This is a genomic window from Pirellulales bacterium (assembly GCA_036490175.1).
GTDB lineage: Bacteria > Planctomycetota > Planctomycetia > Pirellulales > JACPPG01 > JACPPG01.
Genome location: DASXEJ010000382.1, coordinates 13,320 through 37,087, shown reverse-complemented (window position 1 = coordinate 37,087; position 23,768 = coordinate 13,320). Strand labels below are relative to the sequence as shown.

Annotated in this window: 16 protein-coding genes; 8 read left to right on the top strand and 8 right to left on the bottom strand. The window is 61.4% G+C overall.

Going from position 1 to position 23,768, the window contains the following annotated elements:
- Positions 1-146: 146 nt before the first annotated feature.
- The 4 genes from coaE to VGG64_29345 form a co-directional block, all read right to left on the bottom strand.
- Positions 147-740 (bottom strand): dephospho-CoA kinase, encoded by a 594-nt coding sequence (gene coaE, locus VGG64_29360; GenBank protein ID HEY1603747.1) that lies wholly within the window; start codon positions 738-740, stop codon positions 147-149.
- 141 nt (positions 741-881) lie between these two features.
- Positions 882-3,872: a DNA polymerase I gene (gene polA / locus VGG64_29355; protein HEY1603746.1), complete on the bottom strand. Its 2,991-nt coding sequence runs from the start codon at positions 3,870-3,872 to the stop codon at positions 882-884.
- Positions 3,873-4,008: 136 nt separating this feature from the next.
- Complete coding sequence (locus VGG64_29350) at positions 4,009-4,707, bottom strand: NAD(P)H-hydrate epimerase (GenBank protein ID HEY1603745.1); 699 nt, start codon at positions 4,705-4,707, stop codon at positions 4,009-4,011.
- Positions 4,708-4,807: 100 nt separating this feature from the next.
- Positions 4,808-5,395, bottom strand: a complete 588-nt coding sequence (locus VGG64_29345) for a PEP-CTERM sorting domain-containing protein (GenBank protein HEY1603744.1) — start codon at positions 5,393-5,395, stop codon at positions 4,808-4,810.
- 182 nt (positions 5,396-5,577) lie between these two features.
- Here VGG64_29345 and VGG64_29340 point away from each other — a divergent pair, with 182 nt between their 5' ends.
- A complete protein-coding gene (locus VGG64_29340; protein HEY1603743.1) occupies positions 5,578-5,709 on the top strand; it encodes a hypothetical protein in 132 nt (43 codons plus the stop codon).
- A 305-nt stretch (positions 5,710-6,014) separates the two neighbouring features.
- Positions 6,015-6,245, top strand: coding sequence for a zinc ribbon domain-containing protein (locus tag VGG64_29335; GenBank protein ID HEY1603742.1), 231 nt, complete (start codon positions 6,015-6,017; stop codon positions 6,243-6,245).
- 115 nt (positions 6,246-6,360) lie between these two features.
- On the opposite strand, the gene VGG64_29330 is transcribed toward VGG64_29335, so the two are convergent.
- The 4 genes from VGG64_29330 to VGG64_29315 form a co-directional block, all read right to left on the bottom strand.
- Positions 6,361-7,572, bottom strand: coding sequence for a hypothetical protein (locus tag VGG64_29330; protein ID HEY1603741.1), 1,212 nt, complete (start codon positions 7,570-7,572; stop codon positions 6,361-6,363).
- A gap of 52 nt (positions 7,573-7,624) precedes the next feature.
- Positions 7,625-9,106, bottom strand: a complete 1,482-nt coding sequence (gene guaB, locus VGG64_29325) for an IMP dehydrogenase (protein ID HEY1603740.1) — start codon at positions 9,104-9,106, stop codon at positions 7,625-7,627.
- A gap of 248 nt (positions 9,107-9,354) precedes the next feature.
- Positions 9,355-10,053, bottom strand: coding sequence for a class I SAM-dependent methyltransferase (locus VGG64_29320; GenBank protein ID HEY1603739.1), 699 nt, complete (start codon positions 10,051-10,053; stop codon positions 9,355-9,357).
- Positions 10,054-10,197: 144 nt separating this feature from the next.
- The gene (locus VGG64_29315; GenBank protein ID HEY1603738.1) at positions 10,198-11,304 is read right to left on the bottom strand and encodes a Gfo/Idh/MocA family oxidoreductase; all 1,107 of its coding nucleotides are present in this window, start codon (positions 11,302-11,304) and stop codon (positions 10,198-10,200) included.
- Between the two features lie 217 nt (positions 11,305-11,521).
- Between VGG64_29315 and VGG64_29310 the strand changes: the two genes are divergently transcribed.
- The 6 genes from VGG64_29310 to VGG64_29285 all read left to right on the top strand — a co-directional run bounded on the left by VGG64_29310 (position 11,522) and on the right by VGG64_29285 (position 23,767).
- A complete protein-coding gene (locus VGG64_29310; GenBank protein HEY1603737.1) occupies positions 11,522-13,195 on the top strand; it encodes a SpoIIE family protein phosphatase in 1,674 nt (557 codons plus the stop codon).
- 254 nt (positions 13,196-13,449) lie between these two features.
- The gene (locus tag VGG64_29305; GenBank protein ID HEY1603736.1) at positions 13,450-15,114 is read left to right on the top strand and encodes a hypothetical protein; all 1,665 of its coding nucleotides are present in this window, start codon (positions 13,450-13,452) and stop codon (positions 15,112-15,114) included.
- Positions 15,115-15,116: 2 nt separating this feature from the next.
- Complete coding sequence (locus VGG64_29300) at positions 15,117-16,043, top strand: hypothetical protein (GenBank protein ID HEY1603735.1); 927 nt, start codon at positions 15,117-15,119, stop codon at positions 16,041-16,043.
- 230 nt (positions 16,044-16,273) lie between these two features.
- Positions 16,274-19,882, top strand: coding sequence for a PQQ-binding-like beta-propeller repeat protein (locus VGG64_29295; protein ID HEY1603734.1), 3,609 nt, complete (start codon positions 16,274-16,276; stop codon positions 19,880-19,882).
- Positions 19,883-19,940: 58 nt separating this feature from the next.
- Positions 19,941-22,313: an ABC transporter substrate-binding protein gene (locus VGG64_29290; protein HEY1603733.1), complete on the top strand. Its 2,373-nt coding sequence runs from the start codon at positions 19,941-19,943 to the stop codon at positions 22,311-22,313.
- Positions 22,310-23,767: a hypothetical protein gene (locus VGG64_29285; GenBank protein ID HEY1603732.1), complete on the top strand. Its 1,458-nt coding sequence runs from the start codon at positions 22,310-22,312 to the stop codon at positions 23,765-23,767. Before VGG64_29290 ends, VGG64_29285 begins: the two co-directional genes overlap by 4 nt.
- Position 23,768 lies beyond the last annotated feature (1 nt).

Genomic DNA, 23,768 nt, shown 5'->3' with positions numbered 1-23,768 from the left:
GGAACTTAGTAACCTTGTGGGAATTGGGGAGTGGACCCCTGGGGCAGTCAGTCGAACAACGAAATCGAACGCGAATGGGATCGATGTGTCGTCAGTGATTGGTGCGCATGCCGCGGTGGGCTTGACGGGCTAGTGACGCAGGGCAATCAGCCGATGAGTGAGCGCCAGAACCGCTCGACTTGCTCGCGTGTGAACTCCGGAGATCCGGAGTTGTCTAAGACCACATCGGCACGCTTGCGCTTTACGTCCAGAGACTCTTGCGCGGCCTCACGAGCGGAAAACTCCGCGTCGCTCCAACCGCGCCCTCGGGCTCTCTGTAATCGTACCTCATGCGGGGTGTCTACGAAAACCGTTTTGTCGCAAAATTCGTCCCAACCCGCTTCCATCAACAGGGGCGCATCAAGCACCAGGACACTCTTTCCCTCCTCTTCCAGGGCGGCCGCCTGCCGACCCAACAATTCTCCAATGCGCGGGTGCGTAAGTTGTTCCAGGAACCGACGGTTCGCTGTGGCCGCAGGGCCAAATACATGTTTCCCAACGGCCGCCCGGGAAACCCGGCCATCAGCCGCTATCACATCGTCTCCCCACCGGTCACGCAGCGCCTGCTTGACATCGGGTATCTCGAGGGCTTCGTGTCCGGCACGATCGGCGTCGAGCCAGCCCGCACCCAATTCTACCATTTGTCGCGCCACCAGACTCTTTCCGCTAGCAATCCCACCAACAAGACCAATAACCCGCATTGGGGTCTCACTCACTTGCTGATTGGGCCAGGGACCGGCCAAACGTTGCGTCCTTTAAGGTTCCAGTTTTGTGGCGACCGGCACATTGGCCGACTAACGCGGCGCTGATCGGTAAACTTGTCCTTAGTTAGCACCTGACTCTTAGTTTGTACTGTTAGTTAGCGAATCATCGTTCGGATGCGACCACAATTCGGTTTCGGCCCAGTTGCAGCCGGTTTTTACATCGACCACCAAGGGAACTTCCAGCGGTATCACACCCGCCATGGCGGCACGCACCAAGCCTGCTAATGATTCCAATTCCTTTTCGGGAGCCTCGAAAAGCAATTCGTCATGGATTTGCAACAGCAACCGCGCCGACATCGTACCGGCGCGCAACTGCTGACGTACTGCCAGCATGGCCAGCTTGATCAAGTCGGCCGCTGAACCTTGAATTACGGTATTGATAGCAGTCCGCTCGGGCAGGTTCCGCTGCCGACCGGCATCTGATCGAACGCCGCGAATGGATCGTTTGCGCCCCAGGATGGTCTTAACATACCCGTTTGTTCTGCATCCTTCCAGTATTTCTATAAGGAATTTGTCGACGCCCGGATAGCGATCGAAGTAGGCAGCGATAAACGCCGCCGCCTCGTCCTGTTCGATGTTCAGGCTCTTGGCCAGGCCGAATGCGCTTTGTCCGTAGAGCACGCCGAAGTTCACCGCCTTCGCGCGGCGTCGCATCTCGGACGTGACGTCGGCCAGCGCCACGCCAAAAACCTGCGAGGCAACTTGAGTGTGAATATCGTCGCCCCGCGCGAATGCGGCGCACAACGCCTCGTCGTGCGAAAAGTGCGCAAGCACGCGTAGCTCGATCTGCGAGTAGTCGGCCGACAACAACCGCCAGCCCGGCGGGCCGGGCAGAAATGCCGAACGAATTTCGCGCCCCTCGCGCGTGCGAATCGGGATGTTTTGCAAGTTGGGATCGGTCGAGCTCAAGCGGCCGGTGGCCGCTACGGCCTGTTGGAATGTGGCATGCACACGGCCGGTGTGTGGGTTGACCAGCACCGGCAGCGCGTCGACGTAGGTGTTCTTCAGCTTGGCGTACTGTCGATACTCGATGATCTTGGCCGGGAGCGGATGTTGCGCGGCCAACTCTTCGAGCACGCTGGCGTCCGTGCTGGGGCCCGACTTCGTGCGCCGTAGCGGCGGCAACTTCTGTTCGGTGAAGAGCACCTGCTGCAATTGCTTGGGCGAGGCGATGTTGAACTCATGACCCGCCAACGCATAGATCTCGGCTTCGAGCGATGCGATTCTGCCACCGTAAGCGGCGCCTAGTTCGCCGAGGCGCGCCGTATCAACGCGAATCCCGGTGCGCTCCATCTCGGCCAGAACTTCGGCCAATGGCACTTCGAGATCCACCAGCAAACGATCAAGTTCAGCCTCACGCAGCTTGCCCGCCAGAATCGGCTCTAGCCGCAATGTGACGTCGACCTCTTCGTTGACCGTGGCCGCTGTGATCATCGCGATTTGGGCGGCCGTCGATCCTTCCTGCGCTGCATCGGCTATCAGGCCGGATTTGGCGAGCGTGTGTTCCAAGTATCGCTCGGCCAACTCGCCCAGCGTATGGTTGCGTTCACCGGCGTCCAATAAATAACTGGCCAGCATCGTGTCGAAAGCCATGTTTTGCGCTTGAATCCCGGCGCCGGCCAGCATGATCATGTCGTGCTTCAGATCGCGCGAAATCTTCTGCGTGTTTTTGTCTTCCAGGAAGGGTTTCAAAGCTGATAGCGCGTCGTCGCGGGCCAGATTTCCCGCATCACCCACGGCCGCCATGGGCAAATACCATGTTTCGCCAGGCGTCCAGGCAAGGGCAATGCCCGTAATCTCGGCGTGTACCGTCATGGGACTACTCCCCTCGACGCGCATGACCACGCGTCGTTGGGCTGCCAACTGCTGTCGCCAGGCCTCGAGCTGTTCGGCCGTGCTGATGGTGTGATACGTGACCTGCCACTGCGCATCGGGCCGGCGCGATTGTGTCGAGCGGATTTGCTCGGCAAAACGATGGAAGCCAAACTCCGCGCACAGCGACAGCGCCTTTTCGTGGTCGACGCGGCCTGCCTGGGCCGCTTCCCAACGGATCGTGATCGGGACGCTCGTGTCGAGTCGCACTAACTCACGGCTCAGTAACGCTTGCTCACGCCCCGCGATCACGTTTTCGCGCCGTTTGGTGCCGGCAATTTCGTCGGCATGAGCAAAAACGCCCTCCAACGTGTCGAACTTCGTGAGCAACTCGCGGGCGATCTTCGGGCCGATCAGCGGAATGCCAGGCACATTGTCTACCGAGTCGCCGACAATCGCCTGATAGTCGACGACCTGATCGGGACGAATGCCCCAATCCGCCGCTAGCGCCGCAGCGTCATACATCTGGTCCTTGCGAACGTTGTAGACAGCGACTCGATCGGTGATCAACTGCCGGCAGTCCTTGTCGCCGGTCACCAATACGCACTCTCCGCCTGCCTCGTCGGCGAGCCGGGCAAGCGTCGCCAAAATGTCATCGGCTTCGAAGGACTCCAGCTCCAGAATGGGAATCCCGAGCGCCGCGATCATTCGCCGCAATGCCGGGAACTGCGGCCGTAACTCACTCGGCATCTCACTGCGTTGCCCTTTGTATGCCTCGTACAGCTCGTGGCGGAATGTTGGGCCCGACATATCGAATGTGCAAAACAAATAGTCGGGCTTTTTCTTTTCCAGCAAGAAAAGCAGGTCGCGCGTAAAGCCAAACACCGCGTTCATGGGCTCGCCGCGCGGGCTGGTCATCTCGGGAATGGCGTGAAACACCTGGAAAATGAGCGAGTTGGAATCGATCGCGTAAATCAACTTCCCGGTCAGATCGGGCGGCATCGTCGGCCCGCTGGCGGAAAGCAGCGACGGCACGACAGCATCATCGAGGTCGCTGTCGTCGGCATGGTCCCCGTCGATAGATGCCTCGTCGCCAGTTCTCTCTTCGATACCGCCAAGGCTTGCGTCATGGGCAGATTTCGAGGGCCCGCTAGCTTTCGAGTGGCCGGTCGGCTGCGACAGCGTTGGCCCCTTAATAGGCGCTTCGTCTTCCATGCCGGGGAGTGATGCCTGACGTGCGGAGCGCGATTTACTCATGATTGGCAAACAGGCGAAGGTCGCGCCAGAGGGAAATGGATTCGCGGCACACGGACGGCGCCGACGAGAGGGTATCCTATGTCTTCGCTCCGGATACGCCAACGGGGGTAGAGGTGGCACGCACTACGCGTGCAGATTATGGCGCGCGCTGCGCCTGGGCTGAAGCCAGGCAATCGTCGATCAACTTGCGCGGCGCGCCAATATCCAAGACGTGGATCTCGCCCGTAAACATCCGAGCGCCGGCTTGCAAGAAGCCGGGCTTCTGAGCCACGAATGTGCAGGTATGCGCGGCGCGAATCGTATGGCGCGAGGCGGCGCCAGTGTCGCAGTCCAATCCGCTGGGAATATCAACGGCCAGCTTAGGAGCCGGGTGCGCATTGAGCTGGTCGATCACGTCATCCAGCGGAGAACGAGGATCGCCATGAGAACCCGTACCAAGCAGTGCATCGACGATCCAAGCGGCGCCGTCGAGCATCGTCGTCAGCCGCGCGACGTCATGAGGGCCGGTGAAAACATCAATCGGAACGCTGCTGCGCGCCAGGATCGCATAGTTCGCGGCCGCGTCACCTTGCAGCGCGGCCGGATCGCACCACAGGCCGACGCGGACCTGCGCCCGCCGTAGATCGAGATGTCGGGCGATCACAAATCCGTCGCCGCCGTTATTGCCGCGACCGCAACAGATCACGACGGGACTCGCGATGCCGATCTGGCACAGTGTATCGACGACGCCTCGCCCGGCGTTCTCCATCAATACCAGGGCCGCCATGCCATATTCGGCCACAGCGCGACGATCAACTTCCTGCGACTGGCGGCGATTGAGAGTTTGGGTACGCATGCCCAACATTCTAACTTTCGCGGCGACAATACCCATCCGTCGGTGGTTCAGGCTTTCGTTACTTTGCGCTAGCGGCAGTATGTTCCGGGCGCGTCGTGCGTCACGTCACGCGCCGGCGCCACAGCAATAAGATCAAGCCGCCCACCGCGGCGAGAACGATCGTTGTGGGCTCCGGGACGCCTGCCGTTTGCGTAATGTGGGCTGACCCATTGCCATCGGTGCCCGGCAGCGTGTAGGCGAGATACATGCCAAATGACTCGCCAGGAAGCAGAGGACTGGCAAAGGCGAAATCGACCGATGCGGCGCCGGATGTCGGCGTGCCGATGGTGGGGGCAATCGTGGCGATAAAGTTCGGCACATCGCCAGTGATGGTGTAGGTCGAAGGAATCTCGCTGACCACAAACAGCGACACGGGATCATCGAACCCGATATGAAAAGTGGACCACGCGACCGCAGTATTGTTTGTTACGCGTTCCACCAGGCGCAGTCCGTCAAAGCCCGACGAATCCGGCAGGTCGCCGCTTTGATAAGCGGTGCTGAACCCAATTGGGTCCATCGTCGCCAGCGCCGCGTCGACCTGAATCGCCGGAAACGCGCCCGAGTAATTCGTGAAGAAGACCGGCGCCGAAGCGCCTGCGAACGAGTCGCCGCCAGTCAGCGCATCCGGCGTGACCGTGATCGTAGCCATCGCCTGTCCGGTGCCTGCAAGTACGATACTTAGCGCAGTCGTGAGTCTAAGGATTCTTGGCATGGGAATGCTGCGTGTTACTTAATGAGTTACTGCAAATCGCTCGCAAAGAAAGCCGTGCCCGCATCCGAGCAAGAGGTGCCGATTCTGGGCAATCGCATCATCACGATAGGAATAGGAATATGTCGTCCGGGCGTGGGAAGCGCGATCGACTCGCGCAAACCGCGCCGGTGGTAATGACGATGGAAGCGGCCGTGAAAGAACGTGCCCGCAACGGCGCCGAAAAGGGCGTGGGAGCTACCGGCCTGGGATGACGCTCATTAGCTGATTGCCGCCTGCAATTTTCAGGTGCGAAGGCACCTATTCCCCCGGATGTTAGTCCTAGCCGGACCGCCTGTCCAGAACATTCCCGAGCGTGCCGCACGGTCGCTTGGGCGTGCGCGTTTTGATAGTCGCCGCACCCTGGCCCTGGCTCGCACGCCGGCACTGACTATCGGGTTGGCGACGGCCCCAGGCCACTAGCCCCTGCATACAACCGCATGGCTGCCGGAAGTCTCGGCCATTACAATGGGGCCAGAACCTGATTCCAGCCAGTCCCTGCACGGTAACGGTGCCCGACATGCCACTTTACGAGTACGCCTGCGCCGGCTGCGGCGACCATTTTGAGCTGTTGCTACGCGGCGGCGAGAGGCCAACCTGCCCTGATTGCGGCAGCACAAAACTCGAAAAGCAGCTCAGCGTGCCAGCAGCCCACACGGCCAAAGGCGCCAGCCTGCAGGTCTGTCAGCCGATGCCGAAAGCCGGAGGCTGTGGTGCTCCCTGGTGCGGCACCGGCGGCTGCGGCGCGTAGTGGGAGAAGGCGAATGACAAGGGACGCATTATGAGTCGGCGTCCGCCCTACCAAGGGCGCCTGCAACGGGCATCAGCCGCTCATCATTCCGCATTCATCGTTCATACTTTCCGTGTTACGGCACCAGCGCCACGCCCGCGACCCACACGCCAGCTTCCAGCAGCGCACCTCGCAAGCTGATGGGCACCGGCGGAATGATAAATGGAGCGCAGCTGCCCGGGCGGTAGTAGCCCAGCGGATAGATGCACTCGCAAGGCGGCTCCAGGCCCATCATGTAAGGCAGGGCCGGCAGCACCAGGTAAAACCTGGCGGCTGACAGCAGCGGCTGGAACAGCGGCGAAGGAGTCTGACCGTATCGTTCCAGTTGGACATCCTCGAAGTACAGCGGCTTGTGGCACAGCGCCGAAGCTTTCCACGCGAAGATCATGTTCTGCCAATCGCGCGGCACGAACTGCTCGTCACCCAGACCGCACTCCACCGGGAACTCGCCCGGCTCGGCGGCGATGTTGGTGCTGATGTCGGCCAACTTCTTAACGTATTCCTTGGGAGTCGGGCAGGCATTGGGCAAAGCGTTCGGTGCTTGCGTCAGTTCGTCCTCAGGCAACGGCAACGGAGGCTGACTAGGCATGACCTGTTCCAGCCGCGGCTCGTTGTCGCCAAAGGGATCGGGCTCTCTGCCGCCACGCGGCTCTTGCAGGGCGGCACGCACGGCGCGTTCGCGCTTTTTAGCCTTTGCTACAGGAGGAGTCGGCAGATCTTCGCCAAACGGGTCGATCTTCGGCTCTTCGTTCGATGTCTTGAGAATCTTCAGCGAGCTAGCGTCGGAGTCGTATGTATCGCTCGAGTGCGGCGAAGGGCTGGCCTCGGACAATCTTTCGACCGAGACACCGCGGCGCAAACGTGCCGTCTTGATCGGCCTGGCAAGCGGGGCCGATTTGAATTCGACCGGCTCTTTGTCGTTTGACTTCGTCACGGTCGGCCGCTTGTCGATGGAAATCTTGATCACGGACTTCGCAGATGATGGTTTCTCTTCGACGAGCGGTTTCTCGTCGATCAACGGCTTAACTTCGGCCGGGCTGCGATCGACGGTCGTCACGCGAACGTCATCCGTCCGTAACGACGATGCCGAGGAGCTGGCGTCGTTCGCACTGGCATCGGTCTTGGCCGCGCGCCACTTCAAGTTCTTCGCCGACCCATTGGACCCGGCCGCGGGCTTGGCATTGGCCGTGCGTGTCGCGGTTGTATCCGCGGAAGAAGAGCTGGCATCCGCGGAAGCAGATTTGTCGGCCGCAGGTTGAAAGTCGGCCCAGGCGGGCGTCGTTGCCAAGGCAAACGCAACGGCCAGGGCCGCGCGCCATGCGCCGGCCGCCCAGGCTTGGCTACGCGCCGTCGCCGGCAGCGTACTCTGCGCTGTAGTTCGGTGCTTCCTGCGTAATGGCAATATCATGTGGGTGACTCTCCCGCACGCTGGCCGCTGTAACCTGAATGAATCGCGCATCCCTTCGCAAATCCTCGATTGCTCGTGCACCGCAGTAACCCATTCCCGCCCGCAGTCCGCCGATCAACTGGTAGACAAACGAGCTCAATTGGCCTTTGAAGGGAACTCGTCCTTCGACTCCCTCAGGCACAAATTTTTCGCTGCCTCGTTCGCTGGTGCTTTGTCGGTATCGTTCGCTGGATCCTTTGACCATCGCGCCCATGGAGCCCATGCCGCGATAAATCTTGAACGTGCGTCCTTGGTAGAGGATCTGTTCGCCTGGGCTCTCGGCGAGTCCGGCGAATAGTCCGCCGATCATCACCGAGTGCGCGCCTGCCGCGATGGCTTTCGTCAGGTCGCCCGAGTAGCGGATGCCACCGTCGGCGACGATCGGTATGCCAGCATCGCTGGCAGCCTGCGCGGCTTGGTAGATCGCCGTAATCTGCGGAACGCCAACTCCGGAAATAACGCGGGTCGTGCAAATCGACCCAGGTCCAATCCCGATTTTGACAGCATCCGCTCCCGCGGCGATCAGATCGTGGCATCCCTCCTTGGTGGCGACGTTCCCCGCAACGACGTCAATGTCCCAACGCTGCTTAATTCCCCGTACCGTCTCGACTACGTTGGCCGAATGCCCGTGGGCACTGTCGACGATCAGGACGTCTACGTCCTTGCTCAACAGGTTTTCAGCACGCTCGTATTCATGTACTCCAATGGCCGCTCCGACGCGTAGCCTGCCTTGCCTATCTTTGCAGGCATTCGGAAACCGGCGCATCTTGTCGATGTCTTTGATCGTAATCAGGCCGGTCAGTCTGTTATTTTCGTCAACCAGTAGAAGTTTCTCGACCTTATTTGCCATCAGGATCTTTTCAGCTTCCTCAAGCGTTACATTTCCCGTGGCCGTCACCAGGTGATCGCGGGTCATGACCTCGGCGATGCGCATGTCGCTAGCTTCGAGGAACCGCAAGTCGCGCCGCGTGAGAATGCCAGCTAGCCGTCCGGAGTTCTCGGTGATCGGCAGACCCGAGACATTGTGTTGGGCCATGATCTCGCGGGCCTTGCCCACTGTGGCGTCGGGCGGCAGCGTGACGGGGTCGAAGATGATGCCGTTGGCACTGCGCTTGACCTTGTCGACTTCTTTGGTCTGCATGTCGATCGACATGTTTTTATGAATGACACCCAGGCCCCCTTCCTGGGCCAGGGCGATGGCCATGTCACTCTCGGTGACCGTGTCCATGGGCGAGCTCAGCAGCGGGATGTTGAGTTTGATCCGCCGCGTCAGCCGCGTGCTGACATCGCAGTCGCCGGGCACTACTGTGCTGTAGCGAGGCTCGAGTAGCACGTCGTCGAATGTGATGCCCTGATATTGCAGCTTGTCTTGCATGGCGGCACCTCCGCGGGCTCGAATGGCGAAATCGTCCCAAGATGGACAATGGCGGTAGCCCCGCATTATGTCGCTGCGAACGGGGTTGGCAAAGGGGGTGGACCAGTCGCAGGGACCCGTCAGCCAAAGCGCGGGCCGCGCACGGAAATCGCCATTTTTAGCCGTTGGCGAAGGTTCCTCTCGTGGGCGATGGCGACGAGATGTGTTGGTCGATCCTCATGGCGACGTGCGGTTTGCCGCTTCTCAGGCTAACACATGCTTTGGCTTGAATGGCGTCGACGGATCCGCAGCATTTCGTTTCCGCCGCGCTGAAACTCGTATGGCACGCGGACAATCTCGACCTGATGGCCTTCACTGCGCAGGAATGCGCAGACGGGTTCGACATGCGCAGAGCGTACGCAATCGAGATCGAGCAAAGGAAATATCCGCACTTCACGTGCGACGCGCAGCAACTCTTGAAGCGCCTGGCGGTGGAATGCCAAATCAATGTGTGCCGAATAAAGAAACAAGAAATGCGAACAGAGCGCGAGGTCGAACGCCGCATCGGCAAACGGTAGTCGTGGCAGCGACGCGGCAACATACCGCCCTGACGCCTTGCCGGCTTCGTAGTCCGCCAGGAAGCCGCGCATGGCTGCCAGACGATACTCGACCAGGTGATCGGGATCGCGAAAAAGCTCCCAGCGAAAGTTATCCGGCTTCGCTTTCACCTGCGCGATCATGGCTGGGTAGGACTGGTGTACACGCGACTCGACCTGCGCGCCCGTGAATTCGTAGATTGGGTCGCAAGAGGTGATGCGGTAGCCCAACTCCGTCCCGTCGGCATTGAAGCTGGCCGGCCCGTCGCCGCAGCCCAGAATCCGACTCGCCACGTCGGCCGCTGACAAGGCGAACATGGCGCGATATTCGTCCAGCGACCGGCCCCAGGGAATGACGTCGTCGAGCTTCATCGGGCGCGACCCAACTCAAAACTACCAGCAGATTGCCCAGATGAGGCCGATAAGAAAGACGTAACCGAGATGCGGGAAGCGCATGTCTTGACGAATCTCGCTGTTCGATACGTTCCCATCTGTGTCATCTGCGCAATCTGCGGATCAACGCTTTCCTGGGGGGCGCCACAGGTCGATCGGTTTTTTAGCGTCGGTGGCAAACGGCAGCGTGATCTTCCGGCCGCTGCCGGCCGAAGCGTAGGCGGCCATGATGATTTCCAACGTCGCGCGGCCGTCCTCGCCCGTGACGATCGGCTGCTTATCGTCGCGCACGCATTCGACAAAGTGAGCCATCTCTTGCGGGAATCCGTAATTCCAATTCTCTTCGTAGATCGTGAAGCTCCAACCGGAAGTCTGGCTGGCCTTTTCGACGGCGTAGTCATAGCCGCGCTCGGAATACGTGTGGATCGAGTTGCCGCGCAACAGATCGGCGTAAGCCTGTCCGGCCGAGCCGTAGACTTCGGCGCGATCGTCCATGCCGCCCGGCTTGGTCCAACTTTCTTCGGCCAGGCCCGTGCAGCCATTGTCGAATTCGACGATGATCAGCGCCTCGTCGTCGCCGCGCGTCTTGTGGGCATGGACATGCGTACCCATCTGGGCGTAGACGCTGGTGGCGCGGGGGCGGTTCGCGCAGTCGGGCCCGGACAGCAACCAGCGAAAGAACTCAATCGCGTGGCAGCCCATATCCAGCGCGACGCCGCCCCCGCTGAGATCGGTGTTGTAGAACCAATCGGTATGGGGGCCGCTATGTTTCTCCATCTGTTTGACAAGATGGAGCTTGCCGAGCGCTCCGGAATCGACCATTTGCTTTAGCCGCGTATACTTCGGGGCGAAGCACAGTTCCTCGGCATACATCAGCTTGACGCCGGCCGCGCGGCAGGCGTCGATCATCCGATCGCACTCGGCCAGGTTCATGGCCATTGGCTTTTCCAACACCACATGCTTGCCGGCCGCTGCCGCTGCCAGCACGGCCTCGCAATGCAGGTAGTTCGGCAGCCCCAGCACCACCAGCTGAATCTCGGGCAGGCGATACATCTCGTGATAGTCGACAAACCAGCGCGGGATGCCGCGTTTCTCGGCGAAAGTGCGCACGTGCTCGATCGTCGGCGACGCAACAGCCAGCACCTCCGCGTCGGGCACGTGGGCCAACGCTTCGTAGTGCTGCGTCGTAATGAACTGACTACCTACCAGGCCAACGCCGATCTTGGGCATGTTCTTCTTTCGTTGTGTTGGAAGTAGGGTGCATTCACATTACGTATTACCGCGTCTCCAGATATTACCATTTCTTGGCCCGTTGACGCCCTGCGCTGGCAAGGCGTAGAATCGCTCACTAACTGGGCCATTAGGCCCCGTGTCGTGCCGCGCGGGGTGGCTGTTTGGCCCCTGCGCGGATCGAGATTTTCCAGATCGCTCTGGCCCCTTGCTCACCATGGCCGTACTACAAGTTCTCAAGGGGATGGCTCCCGGTCAGCAGTTTCCGCTCGAAGCGGAGAAGGCCGTGCTTGGCCGACATCCGGATTGCGACATCGTGCTCGACATCGGGGCCGTCAGCCGGCAGCACGCCCAGATCCTGCAAATCGAAGCCGACTATTACCTAGAGGACCTCAAGAGCCGCAACGGCACCTACGTCAACGGGCAGCAGATACACGATCGACGTCGCCTGGAGGACAACGATCGCATCAAGATCTGCGATCTGCTGTTTACCTTCCGCCGCGAACAGCCGCAGCGGCAATCGGGCACCATCGACGGCGCCTTGGGGCTGTCAGCCGAGTTGGTGGACGACGCCGGCGCCTCGGCCGGCTCGACCGTGATGTCCAAGCTCGACCTGAGCAAGAAAGAGCCGGGGCGATACACCGTCAATGCCGAGGCCAAGCTCAAGGCCATTCTCGAAATCAACGATAACCTGGGCTCGGCCATCTCGGTCGATCAGGTGCTGCCAAAGATTCTCGACAGCTTGTTCAAGGTGTTCTTGCAGGCCGACCGAGGATTCATCGTCCTGCAAGAGAACGATAAGGCGCCCCTGATTCCCAAGGCTGTCAAGCATCGCCGAGCCGACGCCGAGGAGATGATTCGCATCAGCCGCACGATCGTCAGCCAGGTCATGCAAAGTAAAGAGGCGATCCTCTCGGCCGATGCGGCCAGCGACTCGCGTTTCGATTCGAGTCAGAGCATCGCCGACTTTCGCATTCGATCGATGATGTGCGCGCCGTTGCTCAATAGCACCGGCAAAGCGCTGGGGGCCATTCAGATCGACACGCTGGATCAGCGCAGTCGCTTTCAGCAAGAAGACCTCGACGTGCTGGCCAACGTCGCGGGCCAGGCCGGGCGGGCGCTCGAGAACGCACAGCTGCACGACGCGGCCATGCGGCAACACGCCTTCGAGCGCGACTTGCAGCTGGCCCACAAGGTGCAGCAAGGATTTTTGCCCAGCGCGCCGCCGAAGGTCGAAGGCTACGACTTTTTCGACTTCTACGAGCCGGCCAACCAGGTTGGTGGCGATTACTTCGACTACGTTCCGTTGTCCGGCGGACGATTGGCCATGATTCTGGCCGATGTGTCTGGCAAGGGCATCTCGGCAGCGTTGCTGACCGCGAAGTTGTCGAGCGAAGCCCGCTATTGCCTGGCCAGCGAGCCCACGCCCGCAGGCGCTATGAACCGCCTGAACGCGGCCTTCAGCGCCAGCGGCTGGGAAGACCGATTTGTGACCATCGTGATCGCCGTGCTCGATCCAAATAAACACGAGGTATGCCTCGTGAACGGTGGTCACATGGCGCCGTTTCTGCGACACGCAGACGGTCGCGTGGAAGAGGTCGGCTCCGATGCGGCCGGAGTGCCCCTCGGAGTTGCCGGCGACTACGAGTACCAGCAGTTCGAAATGGTGCTCAAGCCTAGCGAATCGTTGACCTTGTTCACCGACGGCTTTAGCGAGGCCATGAACGCCAACAACGATTTGTACGGGCTGGCCCGCTTGCACGATCATCTGGCAACGGCCGCCAAGGGCGTGCAGCAGCAGGGGGCAATTTTGCTCGCAGACGTCAAAAGCTTTGTCGGCGACCGCGCCCAAAGCGACGATATGTGTCTCATCTGCTTTGGCCGGCAGTAGTTGCCGAGCCGAACTCCGGTCCCACGCGGCTGGGGTGGTTTCAGGACAGCCGGCGGCCATGCCCTGGACGCTCCCAAGCCATTTCTTGACACCCTCGGGGCCGCCCAGATAGGATCAAATTCTGAGGCTTGGGCGCGCTTTCCTATTGCGCGCAACCCTATCTGCTGCTTGCCTATTGATATTGTGCCTGCGGGCTTCGCCGTTGGCGAACAGGTGTGGTGCGAGCGAGTCGCGGGTGGGCGGAACTCACATCAATGAACTGGCCGGTCTCTCGAAATGCGACAGGCTTGCTGCCGCTGCGCAGCGACATGCCGTACCGCGCTGTGCCGCTTGGCATAGTCGCGGTGTCTGCCCTGTGCCTGCTGGGGATTGTGGCGCCGGCACGCGCGGCATTCACCCCCAAGAGCCCCGAGGTCCAGGCGCTGATCAAAAAAGGTATTAGTTACATTGAAAAAACGTCGGATGGGCGGGTCGGCGCCAAGGCCTTGTTCGGCCTGACCCTGCTCAAGGCGGATTTGAAGCGTGATCACCCAGGAGTCAGCTCGGCATTGGAAGCGGTGCGCGGCGCCGCCGGCAGCAAAGCAAGCCTGGAAGCGCTCGATGTGTATAGCGTGGGGTTGTGTGCCATCTTCTTGGTGGAACTCGATCCCGAAGGGTTGAAGCCCGAGATTCAGACCTATCTCGATCACCTACTGTCGATGCAGAAAGATCACGGCGGCTGGGGTTATCGTGAGCGTCAAACGGGCGACACTTCGATGACGCAATACGGCGTGTTGGCCCTCTGGGAGGCAGAGCGGGCGGGCTTCAAGACGCCGCAGGCAGCTTGGGAGAAGGTCGCCGAATGGCTCATTCGTACGCAGGATCCCAAAGGCCCCTGGGGCTATCAGGGTACCGATCCAGGAAGCTACAAGCTGGTCGACCAACAGCTTGTGCGCCATAGCATGGCCAGCGCCGGTCTAGGAAGTTTGTATATCTGCGCTGACCACTTTAAATATCGCCGCGGCGGACCTCGCGATGAGGCAGGAACTCCCTCCGTCCTGCAACGTGTTCGCAAAGCTCCCGCACCTCAGCAGCCCGTGCCCACGGCAGTCGTGACACGCGTTAATTTGACCCGCCTGGGAGAGGCGCTAGATCGCGGCGATAAGTGGATGCAGGACAATTACAAGATTGATCCTAACGAGTACGTGCATTATTACCTCTACGCTTTTGAACGCTATCAGAGTTTTCGCGAGGCGTCATCGAGCGCGCCTTTCAAGCCATCGCATTGGTATGACGACGGTGTGTACTATTTGACTAAAACCGCATTGCCCGACGGCACTTGGTCGGGTACTACAGGCAATTCCACAGACACGTGCTTTGCGCTCCTGTTCCTGCTCCGCTCCAGTCAGAAGAGCATCGAGCGTGTGCATCACCTGGGGCCGGGAACGCTGATTACAGGCCGCGGATTGCCCTCGGGGAATGATATCGAGTTGCGCATGGGGCAAGTACGGCAGAAGCCCTTGGCCGGTCCCGCCGAGCAGTTGTTGGCCGCCATCGAAGATCCGGGGCATCCGGATTACCTGCGGGCTGTGGAGGGGTTGGAAGAAAAAGTGGACCGCGCGCCGCCGGTCGAACTCGGTCGTTTGGCCGGACGTTTGCGCAGCCTGGCCGGCAGCGATGAACCCGAGGCACGCGCCGCGGCTGTCCGCGCCTTGGGGCGTACCCGTGACCTGAACAATGCGCCCCTTATTATCGCGGCGCTATCGGATCCAGATGACGAAGTCTTCCTGGCTGCCGAGGAGACGCTGCAGTTCATGACGCGCACAATCTCGAACCCGGCCGAGAATGAAGGCATTACTCCCGCGCGTCGCGCGGGCGCCGTACGAAAGTGGCGCAACTGGTTTTTGTCGATTCGCCCCAACGCGAAACTGGAAGAGTGATCGTGTCGCAAACGGCTGCCCGCCCATCTCGCCCGCTGCGCAAGACCACGCCCGTGGCGCCGGTCGCGTCGTTGGCGGTGTCGGCCTACGATCATGCGGCCAGCCTGATTATATCGCTGTTGGTATTAGTCGGCTGTGGTGTGTTCTGTCTGCTCATGGCGTGGCTGTCGAGCGGGATCTTCCGCTTCGAGAAATCGGTCCCGGTGGTAATGGAGGAGCTCGCCAGCGGTGGCGGCTACGAAAACGGCGTAGGCACCGAAGGGCAGCACATCGAGGCGCCCACCGAGAGCGAGATTGCCGCCGAAAGCGACATCATGGATGACGAGACTCCGGACACGCTTTCCGAAATTGTCGACGCCACCGTTTCCAGTGAAGCAAGTCTCGACCGCTTCGACATGCAATTTGCCCGCGGTGAAGGCGTTCGTACCGGGGGACGGTCCGAAGGGACGGGAAAACATCCGGCCAAGGGGACCGGTGGCGGATTTGGCGGCGGTGCCGCGCGACAAACGGCCTGGGAGATACGGTTTCCGCCAGGAAACACCGTCGAGACCTATGCCAAGCAACTCGACGGCTTTGGCATCGAATTGGGCGTTTTTGGCGGCGCCAACGAGATTGTCTATATCTCGAAGTTGACCCAGCCGAAGCCGGCCACGCGCACCGGGCAGCGGACGGCCGACGGCCGAAAATACATGACCTGGAGCCGGGGCGACCTCGACGAGGCCGACCAGGAGCTGTTGAACCGCGCAGGCATCAATCCCGAGGGACGCACCGTTTTCAAGTTCCTGCCGCCGGAGATTGAGTCCCAGTTGGCTACACTCGAACGACAGTTCAAAAACCGCGCCAGCAAGGACATTCGCCGTACCCGCTTCGGTGTCAAACCAGACGGGCAGAAGTTCGTGTTTTACGTCATCGACCAGACGTATTACTAAAGCGGCATTCTGGCTGCCAACGGCAGCCAAAATCCCTCGGTTTTGGCGGTCAAAATTTGTGACCGGGCCGCCCAGTTGTTAGGCTGGAAGATCGTAAACTGTCACGTCGTATGGTCGTCGTATGCCCCGCAAGTCGGGCACGGCGGCCGGAACAGATCGGGCTATTTGTGTGAGGCAGTCGTCAGGCACCCCGCAGGGGCCTGCCACGTCGCCGCGTAGCACATGCAATCATGACGAATGAATCGTTGCTCCAAGCGCTCGCGCGCAGCGGACTCATCGCCGACGACGTACTCGCCGCGCTACAGCGCCAGATGGCGACCGGCGCGGGCAAGCTCGATCCCGCCGCGATCGTTGGGCAACTCGTCACAGACGGGCACCTGACCAAGGCCCAGGGAGCTCGGTTGCTCTCCCAGCCGGCGGCTCCCAGCGTGACGATGCACGTTGAGCCGGACGACGAACTCGAGGTTCTAGACGAAGAGGAGCCTTCAAGGCCGAAGCCGGTCCCTTGGGCCTCGGCCGGACCACAGCCGACCGCGGCCGACGATCTGGAGGTGGTCCCGGACGAACACGAGGACCTGCTGCCGCCGCCCCCCCCTCCGCCGTCTCCCGCGGCACCGAAGAAGGTCGTGCGACCGAGCGCCAGCCTGGCTGAAACGCGGGCCGCGAACGACGATTTGGGCTTGGCTCCCCTGGACGAGGATCCGCTGCTCTCTTCGCCACTGCAGCCGCGCACATCGGGCGGATCGACCCCCGCGCGGAAGTCGGCGGCGCCAACGCCGACCGGAAAAAAGACCCCTCCAAAGAAACGCCGCACATGGCGTAACGAAGTGGCGCCCGCGGCTCCCGAGTTGGCCGACCAGGTGGACGATTTGCTGGGCCACGCGGCCGCCGACGCAGACGGCGCCTCAGCGGCCGAACGCCGCCAAAAGCGGCGGGCTATGGCCGGGCCGCGCAATTCCTGGGATTCTCCCTTGTTGCTGCTTGGCGGGGGAACGCTGGTGGGCATGCTGCTGTTGGGCGCCGTGTTGCTATGGGTAATGAAACGGCAGACCGGCGACCAATCCTTCGAGCTTGCCGAAGAAGCGTACAAGTCGGGCTCCTTTGTCCAAGCCATTTCGATGTATGACCAGTTCCTCGAAAAGTATCCCAAACATGGCTCGGTGAGCGTGGCCAAGGTCCATCGCGGCCTGGCCGAGATGCGTCAGGCCGCGGAAGGGGCGCGCGACTGGTCGAAAACGTTGGCAACCACGCAAACGGCCCTGAATCAAATCTCGCCGGAAGTCGAGTTTCCGTCGGCGCAGACGGATCTGGCATCGATCTTGCTCGCGCTGGCCCAAGGTTTGGCGAATCAAACGCGTGACAAACCGAGCGCCACGTTGGTTGATCAAACGCGCGAGGCGGTGGCGCTCGTCGATAAGTTTGTTCCCATCACATTGCAACCGGCCGAACAGATGCGCGACATCGCCGCTTCTCTGGCGATGACCGTCCGCCGGCTCGATCGCGATAAGGCGCTGGCCGCCGCGATCGGCAAGATGCAAGAAGCGATCCAGGCGGGGACGCTGCCGGCGGTCTACGCCACACGTCGTGAATTATTGCAGTCGTATCCGGAACTGGCGGACGATCCGAAACTGATCGCCGAAATGGTGGCTGCCGCCGAGCGTGAGCGTGCCGGCGTGAAATTTGTCGCCGAAACGCGCGCCGCTGAGGTGACCGACGCGCCCTCGCTCACATTGGCATCTCTCGCGCTGACAAGCACCAAAGGGGCCGCGGCACCGATCGACGATCCGCCGACCATGACCATTCTGGATTCCGGTTCGGTCTTCGGCATCGAGCCGCGAACCGGCAAGCCGCGCTGGCGCCGGTTCGTGGGATTCGATACGGAACATGCGCCGCAGGTCATCAAGACGGCCGCTGGTCCCGCGGCACTGTTGGTCGACAGCGTGCAAGAGGGCATCGCACTGGTGGATGCCGTCACAGGCAAACTGCGCTGGCGCCAAAAGATCGACGGCGGACATTACGCGGCGCCCGTCGTCGTGCGCGACCGTGTGTTGCTGGCCAGCCGCGCGGGCAAGCTGTTGGTGATGGATCTCGAAACGGGGGAATTGCGAGGCTACATCCAATTGCCGCAAGCCTTGCGCGTCGGGCCGATCGCCGAACCTCGCGAGCGGCTTTATTACCAGGTGGCCGAGTACGCCAATCTATATGTATTAGCGGCTGAAAATGGGGAATGCCGCGAAGTATTTTATTTGGGCCACGAGCCGGAAACCATCGCGGCGCCGCCGCTGCTGGTGGGGCGTTACGTGATACTGGTCGTCAACAGCGGCGCCGAGGACTCCGTATTGCGCGTGCTGTTGGCAGATGAAGACGGCTTGAAACTCAAAGCCGTCGACCAGATGCCGCTGCGCGGCCATGTATTCTCGTCGCCGGTCGTTAGTGGCCGCGCACTGATCGTGGCAACCGATCGCGGGGCACTGTATTCGATCGAGTTGGGAGCGCCCGACGGCGGCAAAATCCTGACCAAGCTTGCCGAAAAACCTCCCGATGATAAACCGCCGATCGTGCCGTTTTTGGCGGCGCGCGGTTCCGAGCTGTGGTTGGCTGGCTACGGCCTCACTCGCTACGACGTGCAGGCTTCCCGTGGCGCGCTCGCGCCCAAGTGGATCGACGACGACCAGGCCGTCGTGTTGCACCCGCCTGCCGTGGTTGGCCCGGCCGTGATCTTCGTCACGCGCAGTCCGCGAACGGCCGGCGCTTCGGTGAGCGCGATTAACGGCGTCGACGCCAGCCGGTTTTGGGAAACACGGCTTGGTGTGCCGCTGGCCGCTCCGCCGATCGTCACCGCTGATGCCAGCAAAGCGGTTGTCATGACTGCCGTCGGTTCCTTGTACGAAGTGCCTGCGGCCGGTTTGGCCAACCGCAAGCTGATGGATACCCCCGCGGCCACCATTAGCGAGAAATTCAATCTGCAACCCGATCTACCGCTCGTGCAATTGCCCGATGGTCGATGCGTTTTCACGCAGGCACGCGCCGACGCGCCGATGGATCTCCGCGAATTGCTCATCTACGACCCAAGATCCAGCAATGACAAGCTGCGGCGCAAGACACTCAGTCAAGCCGTGGCGGCCCAGCCTGTTGCCTTTGGCGAGGGGCTATTGGTGCCGGCCAAGATCGGGCAGGTGTTGCTGGTCGATCCCGACACGGGGCGCAATCTGATCGAGCCTTTTCAGCCGATTGTGGAAGTGGGGGTCGACGTCGCCTGGACGGAGCCCGCCGTTTTCGACGACAAGCAGGCATTGATCTCTGACGGCGCGACGAAGTTGTACCTGCTGGCCGTGGCCGACGCGCCGCGGGCGCATCTCGAAGCGGCCGCGACTGTCGAATTGGCGGTGCCGCTCGTGTCGACGATGGCGTCAGCTGGCAACTTTGCTTACGGCGTCGATCGCGGAAATCGCTTGATCTCGTTTCGCTTGCCCGACCTGGCCCCGGCCAAGGACTGGCCGCTGGATGCGCGTGCCGTGTGGGGGCCGACGCGTGTCGGCAACTATGTGCTCGTGGCGACACTCTCTGGTCAATTGACCTGTGTCGACGGCACGGGAGAACTGAAATGGCAGGTGCCGCTTGGGCACGGTGGTGTGATAGGCAGTCCTCTCGAATCGCGCGGCGAGATCGTAGCGGGCTCGAATTCCGGCAGCGTCTATCGAATAGCCCCTGACACGGGCAAGGTCGTTTCAGAAATCGCGCTCGGCCAACCGCTCGCACTGGGGCCGGTGCGTTGGCACGATCGATTGTTGTTTGCCGGTAGCGACGGCACGTTGTACGTGGTTGCCGAGCCGAAATAGAGAAGCGACTGTACACATGTAGTAACGCGTAGAAAACCTACCGTCGGGGAGTTGTGGTTTGGAACGCTGCGCACGAAAACTGGTCGACGGACCGCGCTGTCTGCTCGGCCATTGGCTCGCGGCGCTGGTGATACTGGCGGCCATCGGCAGCCCCTGCGCCTGGGCTGCCGACGATGAACCCGCCGCGAAGAAGGAGCCCTCTGGTCCCTTTTACGAGCAAGAGCCCTACGACCTGGTCATCCTCAATGACACGGCCATGACGCAGATCAAGGTGCTTCCTCTGACGTTGCCGGGTGGAAAGGTTCCGGCAGCTCCCCGTAGTGGCGACAAGTTGCGCATCCGGCGTTTTGAGGATTCGGATGACGAGTACGACGTCCAATGGCAGGATATCGCTGAGGTAAAAACCTTCGATCAGCTGGTTCTGGAACAGGCCAAAAAGCTGGTCGCAACCGCCAAGTTCAATGAAGCCCTGGATTTCTACGCCTTTCTACGGCGAGAATATCCCAAAGCGGTCGGTCTTGACGACGCGATTGCCGACTACTTGTACGAAGAAGCCAAGGATTGGCAACGCAAGCGAAACTACGAAAACGCGCTCGTCCTGTTGCGTACGCTCTTCGACCGGCAGCCGCAACGACCGGGGCTCGAGGCGGCGATGGCCGCCTCGACCGGCAAGCTCATCGACAATTACGTCGCCGCAGGGGATCACACGTCGGTGCGGCGGCTGGTGAAGGAGATGCGCGCGCGGTTTCCCGCGGGAACGACCGCCGCCCGATTCGAAGCCCAAATGAATGAGCGGGCCATGAAGGTTGTCGCCGACGGGCGTGATGCCCTGTCGGCCGGCAATCCGCAGCAGGCTCTATCGCTGGCGCGCCGCGCTATGGCCATTTGGCCCAAGGCCGCTGGGGGCAAGGAATTGGCCGAGGAAGCGTTCGCCACATTTCCGCATGTCGTCGTGGGCGTCACGGCACCATATTCAGCGGGTCTCGACGAGTTCATGGTTCAGTGGTCGGTGCGGCGGACGCGCCGCTTGATCGCACGACAGCTGTTCGAGTTTACCGGCTACGGCGCCAACGGCGGCGAATACCTGTGCCCCGTGGGACGTTGGGAGGCAACCGACCTGGGCCGCGGTATGGCAATCGATATCAGACCGGACATCGTCTGGCGACAGGGGGACTTACTGTCGGGCTACGACGTGGCGCGCCGCTTGCTGGCCCTGGCCCAGCGCGGCCGGCCAGATTTTCTGCCGGCCTGGGGCGAAGCATGCCAAAGCATCGAGGTCCACAGCGTCAATAACGTGGTAGTCCACTTTCACGAGCCGCAGTTGGCGCCTGCGGCGCTTTTGACGGTGCCGCTGGTCGGAGGCGATCAGGAGTCGCACCTTCTGCCCCCTTCCGTTGTGCCGTATGTGGCCGAGTCTTCGTCGCCGGAGCGCACGACATTCCTGGCGGGCAAGGAGTATTTCGCCCGCACCACGACCGAACCGCAGGGAGTCATCGAACAGTTGTTCGCCACGCGTGCCGACGCCGCCGAGGCTTTGCGGTTGGGGGTCATCACGGCCGTGGACCGCTTGAACCCCTGGCAAGTCGGCTCGATGAAGTCGTCGGCCGGCGTTTCTGTCGAGAGATATTGCGTGCCGACGGTGCATTGCCTGTTGCCGAATCTTGCAAACCGCTTCATGCGGCAACGCGGCTTTCGTCGAGCCCTGGTCTATGGGATCAATCGCCCCAAGATTCTCACCGACGAGATCCTCAAGAAGCAAGTCGTGCCCGGTTGCGAGGTGGTGAGCGGGCCATTTTCCAAAGGCGCGGCGTTGAGCGATCCGGCTGGTTATGCCTACGACGACGAGATCGCGCCGCGCTCTTACGAGCCGCGGCTGGCATTGACGCTTTCGGCGGTGGCGTTGCGTGAAGTAGCCGCAGCCGCGGTCACCGAAAAGGATCCGCCCAAGGAATTGCCCGCGCTAACACTGGCCTATCCCGCGGACGACGTGGCGCGGATCGCCTGCAAGGCCATCCAGAGAAATCTGGAAGCCATCAGCATTACGGTGAACTTGCGTGAGATCCCGCTCGGTCAGCCGACGCAGTTGGCAGAAGGGGACGATTTGCTCTACCTGGAGCTGGCGATCGAAGAGCCGCTGGTCCAAGCCAGGCGCCTGTTTGGCGACGGGGGGCTAATCGGCAGCCCCAGCACATACATGAGCGTGGTCTTGCGCCAGGTCGAAACAGCGACGGGCTGGAACGAGGCGCGGCAGGCATTGCACGACTTGCACCGCCTGACGTTCGACGAGGTTTCGGTGGTGCCACTCTGGCAACTGACGGAGCATTATGCGCACCACGATTCCTTGTCAGGCGTCGCCACGCAGCCGGCCAGCTTGTACCAGGGCATCGAGCAATGGCAGGTCAAAGTTCCCCTGCCGGCGGTGGAACCATGAGCCATCGTGGCCCGGCCAGTGTTGCATGCGGGAAGCAAAAGTTGTGGGGCCTTGCGTTCCTACTTCTTGTCCTGCTCGCGCAGACCTGTAGCGCGGACGAGACATTGTGGGAGTTCACGCCTTACCGGGTACACGCCGTGATCGCATTCACGCCCGCGGCTGAGCAGTGTGGCAACGTGTCGACGAACCTCACCGCGGCGCTCGAAGCCCGCGCCTGGGCCGTGGTGGGGGCGCGGTGGACGTTTTCGGCCGCCGTGGCGGCACCTGCCGTACGTGAGGCCGTTGTGTATGGTTTCCAGGAACTCAAGGCCGAGCAAATTCTGCCCACGATCGCCAGCGACGACTTCGACAAAGTGCTGTTGGTACGCTTGGACTACCAAGCGGGCACGTACGACGTCGCGATTCGTGATTTCGACGTACGCGCGCAACTCATCAGCGCCCCTCAGTCGGCACGCGTCTATCAGCGCGCGCGATTGGCCGATGCGATCTTTCAAACTCTATTAGCGGCCTTTGCCCCCTTGGCACGCGTCGAAGATGTGGCCGGGGACAAGGTCTCGCTGCAGCTGCGTGCGGCCGCCGTTCCAACCCGCGATCCGTCCCTCGCCACGGTTGCCGAGAAGAGCATCTTTCGTCCGGTGGTGCGCCGGACCGAACGGGCAGGTCGCGCGCCGAAAGTATTGCCGATCGAATGGACGTATCTAATCAGTGAAAGCGTCGAAGGATCGCACGTGATGGCCCGCCTGATCACGGGATTGCGCGCGCCGCTCTCCACCCGGCGTCGCCGCAGTACCGAGCAGTTGGCCCTCTTCGTACATCTTCCGGACCGAGACACGACGTTAGAGCTGCGCACTCCGGACAAGGCAGCTCGGCCGCTTGTTGGTTATCAGGTCTACTCTCATCCTGTCGACTCGAAGGAAACTCAGTTGCTAGGTGCGACCGACACGCGGGGCGATCTGCGTATTCCGCCCGGCGACGGCGGCGTGCGGGTGTTGCTGGTGAAAAGCGGCGGAATGATCATGGCGAAGCTCCCATTGCTGCCGGGTCTGGCGCCGGTGGTACTTGCCCAAATGCCTGACGACAATCGGCGTCTGCAAGTCGAAGGGTTGATCGCCGGATTTCAGGAGGAGCTGGTCGATACGATCGCGCGGCGGCAAGTGCTAATGTCGCGCGTCCGTTCGCGGATGAAAGCCGGCAAGACCCAAGAGGCCAAGCTCTTATTCGAGCAGTTGCGCCGCCTGCGATCACAACAAGACTTCACCCGACAGCTGCTTGTCGAACGTCAGCGGCGCGCGACCGGCGATCCCCGCACCCAGCGCCAGATCGACAAGCTGTTCGACGATACGCAAACCGTGATCAACCGCACGCTCGACTCACGGCAAATCGATCGTTTGGAGCGCGAACTTGGCGGAGATGAAACGGCGCAAGCGGCTCCGCCCGCGCAAGACGGCTCCTGAA